This is a genomic window from Nonomuraea sp. NPDC001684 (genome assembly GCF_053596515.1).
Window position 1 is genome coordinate 1 of record NZ_JBSFGJ010000438.1, and the last position, 7,820, is coordinate 7,820.

Sequence of the window (7,820 nt, forward strand, 5' to 3'; positions counted from 1 at the left end):
GCTTCGGCGAGACCATCCGCAGCATCAACGGCAGCCTGGAGTGCAACGGCGGCAACCCGGGCCAGGTGCAGAGCCGGGTCAACGCCTACCAGCGCTTCACCCAGATCCTCGGCGTCGCCCCCGGCGGCAACCTGTCCTGCTGACCGCCTCCCCGGCGTCCGATCAGGCCGGTCGCGCTCCCGCGGGGGCCCGGCCGGCCTCATCGGCCGGCGCGCGCCGTTCGGTGGTCTCCAGGTAGCCGCGCAGGGCGCGCCGGGAGCGGCTGAGCGTGTCGATCTGCTCGTCGAGGCCGCGCAGCCGGGCGCGCAACGTGTCCAGCAGCTCGGGGCAGGGCACCAGATCGGGGTCGGGGCCCGTGACGCAGGGCAGCAGGTACGCGATCTCGTCGGTCGACAGCCCGGCGTCGAGCAGCTTCCTGATCTGGGCCACGGTCAGCACGGCCCCGTCGTCGTACTCGCGGTAGCCGCTGGCGCGGCGGCTGGGCTCCAGCAGGCCCTGGGCCTCGTAGTAGCGCAACTGGTGCGGGCGGACGCCGGTCCGCCGGCTCAGGTCACCGATCAGCACGGCCGTCCCCCTTGACCTTCATACCGGTCTGAACGTTGACGATTCTCCCATAGCTGCTGAACCACCTCTTTTGGGAGAGCGACTGTGATGACGAAGGAAAGCCGTACCCCCGTGACCGTCCTCGGCCTGGGGCTGATGGGGGAGGCGCTGGCCGGGGCGTTCCTGCGCGACGGCCGGCCGACGACCGTCTGGAACCGTACGGCGGCCAAGGCCGACCGGCTGGCCGGGCAGGGCGCCGTACGGGCCGGGTCGGCGCTGGAGGCCGTGACCGCCGCCCCGCTCGTGGTCGTCTGCCTGACCGGGTACGACGCCGTGCGCGAGGTGCTCGACCCGCTGGCCGAAGCCCTGGACGGCCGGGTGCTGGTCAACCTCACCTCCGGCACCTCCGCCGAGGCCCGCGACACCGCCGCGCGGGTGGCCCGGCACGGCGGCGCCTACCTCGACGGCGCGATCATGACCACCCCCGCCGCCATCGGCACCCCGGCGGCCGCCCTGCTCTACAGCGGCCCGCGATCGGCCTTCGACCTGCACGAGCCGGCCCTGCGCAGCCTCGGCGGCGCGACGACGTACCTCGGCGCGGACCACGGCCTGTCGGCGCTCTACGACGTCGGGGTGCTGAGCCTGATGTGGAACATCCTCAACGGCTTCCTCCAGGGCGCCGCGCTGCTCGGGGCCGCCGGGGTGGAGGCGGCGGCGTTCGCCCCGGTCGCGCGGAACGGCGTCGAGACCGTGGCCGGCTGGCTGGCCGACTACGCGCGGCAGATCGACGAGGGCGCGCACCCGGCCACCGACTCGACCCTCGACACGCACGTCGCCGCCATGGACCACCTCGTGCACGAGAGCGAGTCGCACGGCGTGGACGCCACGCTGCCGCGCTTCATCAGGGAGCTGGCCGGCCGGGCCGTCGCGGCGGGCCACGGCGGCGAGGGCTACACGGCGCTGATCGAGCAGTTCCGCAAGCCCTCCGGCCAGGAGTGAGACGACGGGCCTCGGCGCCAGGCCCGCCGGACGGCGGCGGGTCCTCGGGTCCGCCGCCGTCGGTCGGCGGGCGTCGTCAGTCGGCGTAGAAGCCGTCGAGGACGTCGGCGTGGCGTTCCTCGACGGCCTTGCGCCTGATCTTGAGGCTGGGCGTCAGCTCGCCGGTCTCCACGGTGAAGTCGCCGGCCAGGATCGCGAACTTCTTGACCGTGGCGTAGCCGGCCTGGTCGGCGTTGACCTGCCGGATCGCCTTGTCGACCTCCTCGCGCATGCGCGGGTGCCCGCACAGCGCCTCGGGGTCGGCCGGCAGCGACTCGGCCTCGGCCCACGGGCGCACGACGTCCATGTCGAGGGTGACCAGCGCCGTCACGTAGTTGCGGCGGTCGCCGTGCACGAACACGTGCGAGGCGAACGGGCAGGCGGCCTTGATCCGGCCCTCCAGGTAGGTGGGGGCGACGTACTTGCCGCCCGAGGTCTTGATCAGCTCCTTCTTGCGGTCGGTGATCAGCAGCCGGCCGGCCTGGTCGAGCTCGCCGATGTCGCCGGTGTGCAGCCAGCCGTCCGTCAGCGCCTCGGCCGTCTCCTGGGGCAGGCCGTGGTAGCCGCGCATCACGCCGCGCCCGCCGATGAGGATCTCGCCGTCGTCGGCGATGCGGACCTCGGTGCCCGGCAGCGGCGGGCCGACCGTGCCGAACCGCACCGACTCGGGACGGTTGAGGAAGCTGCCCGCCGACGACTCGGTCAGGCCGTACCCCTCCAGGATCGTCAGGCCGGCGCCGTCGAAGAACTCGGCCACGTCCCGCGACAGCGGCGCGGCCCCGGAGATGAAGAAGCGGATCCGGCCGCCGAAGCGCGCCCGCAGCTTGGCGAAGACCAGCCGGTCGGCCAGCGCGTGCTCGACCCGGGTGGTGAGCGGGACGGCCGCCTCGCGCTGCCGCGCCCTGCTGACCCGCAGGCCGGTCTCCCGCGCCCACTCGAAGATGCGCAGCTTGACCCCGCCCTCGCGGCGCACGGTGGCGACGACCGTGTTGTGGATCTTCTCGAAGATGCGCGGCGCGGCGGCCATCACGGTCGGGCGCAGCGCCCCCAGGTTGTCGGCGATGCGGTCGAGGCGGCCGTCGATCGCCGTCGGCACGCCGATGTCGATCATCACGACCTCCAGCAGCTTGCCGAACGAGTGGGACAGCGGCAGCCACAGGAAGTGCAGGTCGCCGGGGGACAGCAGGCCGATCTCGCGGACCGAGCCGGCCGCGAACAGCCAGTTGTCGTGGGTGAGCTCGACGCCCTTGGGACGTCCGGTGGTGCCGGAGGTGTAGATGAGCGTGGCCAGGTCGTCCTGGGCGATGGCGTCCACCAGGGCGTCGTAGTCGTCCGGCGCGTCGCCCTCGCCCTGGCCGACCGAGTCGAGGGTGACCACCCAGCCGTCGTCGCTCGCCGAGCCGTCGACGACCACCACGCGCGTGACGTCGGGCAGCTCCTTCTGCACGGACCTGAGCTTGGCCACCTGCTCGTCGTCCTCGGCGATGACGATCGTGCTGCCGGAGTCGGTGATGACGAAGGCGCACTCGGCGGCCGTGTTCGACGGGTAGATGGTGGTGGTGGCCGCGCCCGTGGAGAGCACGGCCAGGTCGGCGAGGATCCATTCGAGCCTGGTCGAGCAGAGGATCGACACGCGCCTGCCGGGCCCCGCGCCGAGCCTGGACAGCCCCAGCGCCAGTCCGCGGACGCGCTCGCCGACCTCGCTCCACGACAGGGAGGTCCACGCCTCGCCCGACGGCACCCGGTACGCCTCGGCGTCGGGGGTGGCCGCGATCCGGTCGCGCAGCAGGGAGGGAATGCTGGACATGCCTGACCTCCTGAGGGGTGTGCCGCCGACTCTAGGACGAGTGCGCCGGATCAGTCGATGGCCGTGATCGACCTGCCGCCGGCCGGAGGCGGGCCGGCGCTCGCGACCGTCCGCGACGTGCGCACCTCCCACGCGCCGCAGGCGCAGCGCAGGTAGGAGACCAGGCCCTCGGAGGTGCGGTGGGAGGAGACGAGGGTCAGGGCGAAGGGGTCGTGCGGCTCTCCGGGATGCATGACTCCAACCTGATGTAATGACCTTGTGCATTTCAACACTTACGGCGGCAACGGCGCCGAACTCGCCGCGGCCCTGGTCAACGCGAGCGACTTCAGCCCGGCCGCGGTGCGGGAGACGCTCACGGCCAACGCCATGTGGCGCACGGACGTCACCCCGGCCCAGGCGGCGGAGCTGGCGGCCTGGGCGCGCCGGCTGGCTCCCGTCTTCGGGGAGCCCGACCTCGGCGTCCAGGTGCGGCTGATCAACGAGCTGCTGGAGATCACCGCGTCCAGGCCGCACATCAGCACCCACGACGGCCTCGAACCCCACCTGCACTTCTTCTCCGCCGAGGCCGACATCGTCTCCAGGGCCAAGGACACCACCGCGGGCGGGCTGGCCATGGCCGTCTGCTTCTCCGACGGGCGGCGGCTCGGGCGGTGCGACCGGACGGGGTGCGAGACCGTCTATGTGGACACCTCGCGTAACGGGCGGCGCCGGTTCTGCTCGCTGACCTGCGCGAACCGGGTCAACGTGGCCGCCCATCGCGCCCGGGACGTTGCCCGTCGGTCGTGTTTCGGGTAGTGTGTCCGGGTCGTATCGCCGACCCCTGGGGGCAGCTGACGTGAGGATCTGAGGCCGCGGGCACCGCGCCTACCGCCCGGTCACGGGCTCTGTCGCGTGCGCACCTCGACCTCGGCGACCTCGGCGACCTCTTCGCCCCGGTTCTTCGCAGCTCAAGCTGTCTGGTTGTCGCGCGCGCAGCGGTGTTCCCGCCAAGTCACGAAATTTCGATTTTTGTGATGGGAGCCGCCATATGTCTTTCTCCATTGTCGTCGACCACGTGTCCTTCGGCTGGCCCGACGGGACCATGGTGCTCGACGGTCTCGACGCCGCCTTCCCCGCCGGGCGTACCGGGCTCATCGGGGCGAACGGGTCGGGCAAGTCCACCCTGCTCAAGATCATCGCCGGGGAGCTGACCCCGGGCTCGGGCTCGGTCTCGGTCACCGGCGAGGTGGGGTACCTGCCGCAGAACGTGCCGCTGGAGGGCAGCCGCACGGTGTCCGACCTGCTGGAGATCAGCGGGAAGCGGGCCGCGCTGCACGCCGTCGAGAGCGGCGACGTCGCCGAGGAGCACTTCACCGCCATCGGGGACGACTGGGACGTCGAGGAACGCGCGCGGGCCGAACTCGACCGGCTCGGGCTCGGCCACGTCGGGCTCGACCGCACGGTCGCGACGCTGTCGGGCGGCGAGGCCGTCATGGTCGCGCTGGCCGCCCAGATCCTCAAGCGCCCCGCCGTGCTGCTGCTCGACGAGCCCACCAACAACCTCGACCTGGACGCCCGGCGGCGGCTCTACGCCGCGGTCTCGGCGTACCCCGGGGTGCTGGTCGTGGTCAGCCACGACCGGGCGCTGCTCGACCTCGTGGACCAGGTCGCCGAGCTCCGCGACGCCGCCGTGCGCCTGTACGGCGGCAATCTGAGCGACTACGAGGAGCAGGTCGCCGCAGAGCAGGAGGCGGCCGAGCGCACGGTCAGGACCGCCGAGGGCGAGGTGCGGCGGCAGCAGCGTGAGCTGATCGAGGCCAGGACCAAGCTCGACCGGCGCAACCGCACCGCGCGGAAGGCGTTCGAGAACAAGAAGGTGCCCAAGATCGTCGCCGGCGGGCTCACGATGAAGGCCCAGGTGTCGGCGGGCAAGCACCGCGCGCTGCACCAGGAGCGGCTGGCCGCGGCCAGGGGCAGGCTGACCGAGGCGGAGCTGGCCGTGCGCGACGACGCCGAGATCCGCGTCGAGCTGCCCGGCACCGCCGTTCCGGCCGGCCGGACCCTGCTGACGCTGCCGCTCGACCGCCCCGACCGCCCCGACCGTCCCGACGGCCCTGACGGCACGCCCGGCCGGGACGGGCTCAAGGCGCTCGACCGGCTGGACGTCCGGGGCCCCGAACGCATCGCGCTGCTCGGGCCCAACGGGTCGGGCAAGACGACCCTGCTGCGCCGGATCGTCGAGCACGGCGCGCACGTCCCGGTGGGGTACCTGCCGCAGCGGCTGGACGTGCTCGACGACGCCCTGAGCGTCGTGGACAACGTCCGGGCCGTGGCGCCGGCCGCCTCGGTCAACGACGTGCGGGCGCGGCTGGCCCGCTTCCTGTTCCGCGGCACGCGGGCCGACCAGCCCGTGGGCACGCTGTCGGGCGGCGAGCGGTTCCGCGCCGCCCTGGCCGCGCTGCTGTCGGCCGATCCGCCGCCGCAACTGCTCCTGCTGGACGAGCCGACGAACAACCTGGACATGTCCAGCGTTCGCCAGCTCTCCCAGGCGCTGGCGGCCTACCGGGGAGCGCTCGTCGTGGCCAGCCACGACGTCCCGTTCCTGGAGACGCTGGGGATCACCCGGTGGCTGCGACAGGATCGGGATGAGGGACTGGCCGAATCGTAATTGACGTCTGGGGATCAACCGGGCAATAGTGGGGCAGGTGGCTTCACCCCGGTTGATCTCCTGCGTTCTCGCCCTGGCGACGGTGACGCTCGCCGCCTGCTCCTCTCCGCCACCGCTGACCGGCGGTGAGCCGAAGGTCAGCGGCGTGGCGGACGGCAAGGGCGGAGCCTTCAGCGGCGATCCCGGCGGTGATCCCAGCGGGGACCCCTCGTCGGGGTCCAGCCCCGCCGTCAGCGCCCTGACGCCGGAGGCGTACAAGGGCGAGCTCGACAGCAGGCACAAGGCGATGACCGGCGCGATCAGCGGCCTGGCCGGCGCGCGCGGGGTCCAGGCGCTCAACCAGCGCGTGGACAAGGCCGAGCAGGCGCTGAGCGGCGCCGCCGACGCCCTGTCCGCGATCGCCCCGCCCGCCGAGATCCGCGCCCAGCACGACGCGTACGTCACCAGCCTGCGCGACTTCGCCACCGAGCTCGGCTCCACGGCGGGCAAGGTCGGCAGCCGCGAGCTGTGCACCCCCTCGGCCGTGCTGAGCGACCTGAACACCAAGCTCACCGCACTGAACAAGGCGGGCGAGGCGCTGCAGAGCGCCGGCGACTACCCGGCCGACGTCGTCACCGTCAAGGCCGGCGGCAAGCAGAACAGGCGGCTGAAGAACGGCGCGTTCGTCCGCCGGACCTCCCTCGGCGGACGCAGCTCCCTGGAGGTCGACAACGGCGGCACCCGCGACGCCGTCGTCACGGCGGTCAGGGGCGGCGGCAAGACGTTCAGCGTGTACGTGCGCAAGAAGGCCAAGTTCAAGGTCAGGGGCGTGCCCGACGGCACGTACAAGATCTACTTCACCCACGGCGTGGACTGGGACGGCAAGAGCCGGTCCTTCAGCCGTCAGTGCAGCTTCGAGCGGTTCCAGAAGTCGGTGAAGTTCAAGACCACGGTCACCGCCACCCAGATCCTCTGGCACGACTGGCGGGTCACCCTGCACGCCATCTCCGGCGGCAACGCCCGCACCGCGCCCGTCAACCCCGACGACTTCCCCAGCTGACCGGCCCGCTCGGGCCCGCACACGCGAAAGGGCCGCGCGAACGCGCGGCCCTTTTCCGGCTGCCGGGGCGATCAGGTCGAGAACAGCATGCCCACCCAGCTGCGCTGGCGGTGGTGGCCGTAGTGGTGACCGCCGTGGTGGGGGGCGCCCCAGGCCGGCCCGGGGGCGGGGGGCGGCGGCGGAGCGGCGTGGTACTGCGACTCCATGCGGGTCAGGGTCTCCAGCTCGCCATAGTCGAGGAAGATCCCACGGCAGTTGTCGCACTGCTCGATGTGGACGCCGTTGCGCTCATATGTCCGCATGTTGCCGCGGCACTTCGGGCACTGCATCTAAGTCGCTCTCCTTGGATCCGGGGTCTCAGGCTGAAACCTACCGCGTGCGGCCCCCGTCACGCTCGGACGATTCTGCTGCACGATTCGATTAACGCGTGCTCCACCTCGTCGAGTTCCCGTTTCTCGCGCTCGGCGTTGAGCACGGCCACGGCGGCCAGTTGCACAGTGAGCGCCCGGGCCGGCAGGTCGAGCCGCTGCCAGGGATCGTCGCCCTGGCCGAGCGCGGGGCCGCCGGAGGCCAGGTAGGCGCCGAGGAACCGCTCCCAGACGGCCGGTTCCAGCAGGCCCGCCGCGTACCAGGCGGCCGGTCGCGCCAGGTCCCAGGCCGGGTCGCCGACGCCCAGGTCGTCGACGTCGATGAGCAGCCAGCGGTCGCGGCAGACGAGCTGGCCCAGGTGCCAGTCGCCATGGGTG

The 7,820-nt window shown here is 72.5% G+C and carries 10 protein-coding genes; 5 read left to right on the forward strand and 5 right to left on the reverse strand.

Annotation, left to right across the window (positions count from 1 at the left end; all coding sequences use genetic code 11):
• Positions 1–14 precede the first annotated feature (14 nt).
• Complete coding sequence (locus ACWCSD_RS42905; protein ID WP_449923782.1) at positions 15–143, forward strand: glycoside hydrolase family 19 protein; 129 nt, start codon at positions 15–17, stop codon at positions 141–143.
• A 19-nt stretch (positions 144–162) separates the two neighbouring features.
• On the opposite strand, the gene ACWCSD_RS42910 is transcribed toward ACWCSD_RS42905, so the two are convergent.
• On the reverse strand, positions 163–564 hold the full coding sequence (locus ACWCSD_RS42910; protein ID WP_352354129.1) for a MerR family transcriptional regulator: 402 nt from the start codon (positions 562–564) through the stop codon (positions 163–165).
• A gap of 87 nt (positions 565–651) precedes the next feature.
• Here ACWCSD_RS42910 and ACWCSD_RS42915 point away from each other — a divergent pair, with 87 nt between their 5' ends.
• Entirely contained in the window at positions 652–1,542 is an 891-nt protein-coding gene (locus ACWCSD_RS42915) for an NAD(P)-dependent oxidoreductase (protein ID WP_449923764.1), read from the forward strand.
• 76 nt (positions 1,543–1,618) lie between these two features.
• On the opposite strand, the gene ACWCSD_RS42920 is transcribed toward ACWCSD_RS42915, so the two are convergent.
• Together ACWCSD_RS42920 and ACWCSD_RS42925 are read right to left on the reverse strand one after the other, a co-directional pair.
• Entirely contained in the window at positions 1,619–3,388 is a 1,770-nt protein-coding gene (locus tag ACWCSD_RS42920; RefSeq protein ID WP_449923767.1) for an AMP-dependent synthetase/ligase, read from the reverse strand.
• A gap of 50 nt (positions 3,389–3,438) precedes the next feature.
• On the reverse strand, positions 3,439–3,621 hold the full coding sequence (locus ACWCSD_RS42925) for a hypothetical protein (RefSeq protein ID WP_352354135.1): 183 nt from the start codon (positions 3,619–3,621) through the stop codon (positions 3,439–3,441).
• Positions 3,622–3,646: 25 nt separating this feature from the next.
• Here ACWCSD_RS42925 and ACWCSD_RS42930 point away from each other — a divergent pair, with 25 nt between their 5' ends.
• The 3 genes from ACWCSD_RS42930 (at position 3,647) to ACWCSD_RS42940 (ending at position 7,074) form a co-directional block, all read left to right on the forward strand.
• Complete coding sequence (locus ACWCSD_RS42930) at positions 3,647–4,183, forward strand: CGNR zinc finger domain-containing protein (protein ID WP_358293235.1); 537 nt, start codon at positions 3,647–3,649, stop codon at positions 4,181–4,183.
• A gap of 232 nt (positions 4,184–4,415) precedes the next feature.
• Complete coding sequence (locus ACWCSD_RS42935) at positions 4,416–6,035, forward strand: ABC-F family ATP-binding cassette domain-containing protein (protein ID WP_449923772.1); 1,620 nt, start codon at positions 4,416–4,418, stop codon at positions 6,033–6,035.
• 37 nt (positions 6,036–6,072) lie between these two features.
• Positions 6,073–7,074, forward strand: coding sequence for a hypothetical protein (locus ACWCSD_RS42940; protein ID WP_449923775.1), 1,002 nt, complete (start codon positions 6,073–6,075; stop codon positions 7,072–7,074).
• A gap of 71 nt (positions 7,075–7,145) precedes the next feature.
• Here ACWCSD_RS42940 and ACWCSD_RS42945 read toward each other — a convergent pair whose 3' ends face one another.
• The gene (locus ACWCSD_RS42945; RefSeq protein WP_352331027.1) at positions 7,146–7,403 is read right to left on the reverse strand and encodes a TFIIB-type zinc ribbon-containing protein; all 258 of its coding nucleotides are present in this window, start codon (positions 7,401–7,403) and stop codon (positions 7,146–7,148) included.
• Between the two features lie 59 nt (positions 7,404–7,462).
• On the reverse strand, positions 7,463–7,820 hold a 358-nt coding region (locus ACWCSD_RS42950; protein WP_449923779.1), incomplete at its 5' end, for a phosphotransferase.

What these genes read in the sequence shown, in the direction of transcription:
- ACWCSD_RS42915 (WP_449923764.1), top strand. Translation starts at nt 652, where the DNA reads ATGACGAAGGAAAGCCGTACCCCCGTGACCGTCCTCGGCCTGGGGCTG.
- ACWCSD_RS42920 (WP_449923767.1), bottom strand. Translation starts at nt 3,388, where the DNA reads ATGTCCAGCATTCCCTCCCTGCTGCGCGACCGGATCGCGGCCACCCCC.
- ACWCSD_RS42925 (WP_352354135.1), bottom strand. Translation starts at nt 3,621, where the DNA reads ATGCATCCCGGAGAGCCGCACGACCCCTTCGCCCTGACCCTCGTCTCC.
- ACWCSD_RS42935 (WP_449923772.1), top strand. Translation starts at nt 4,416, where the DNA reads ATGTCTTTCTCCATTGTCGTCGACCACGTGTCCTTCGGCTGGCCCGAC.
- ACWCSD_RS42945 (WP_352331027.1), bottom strand. Translation starts at nt 7,403, where the DNA reads ATGCAGTGCCCGAAGTGCCGCGGCAACATGCGGACATATGAGCGCAAC.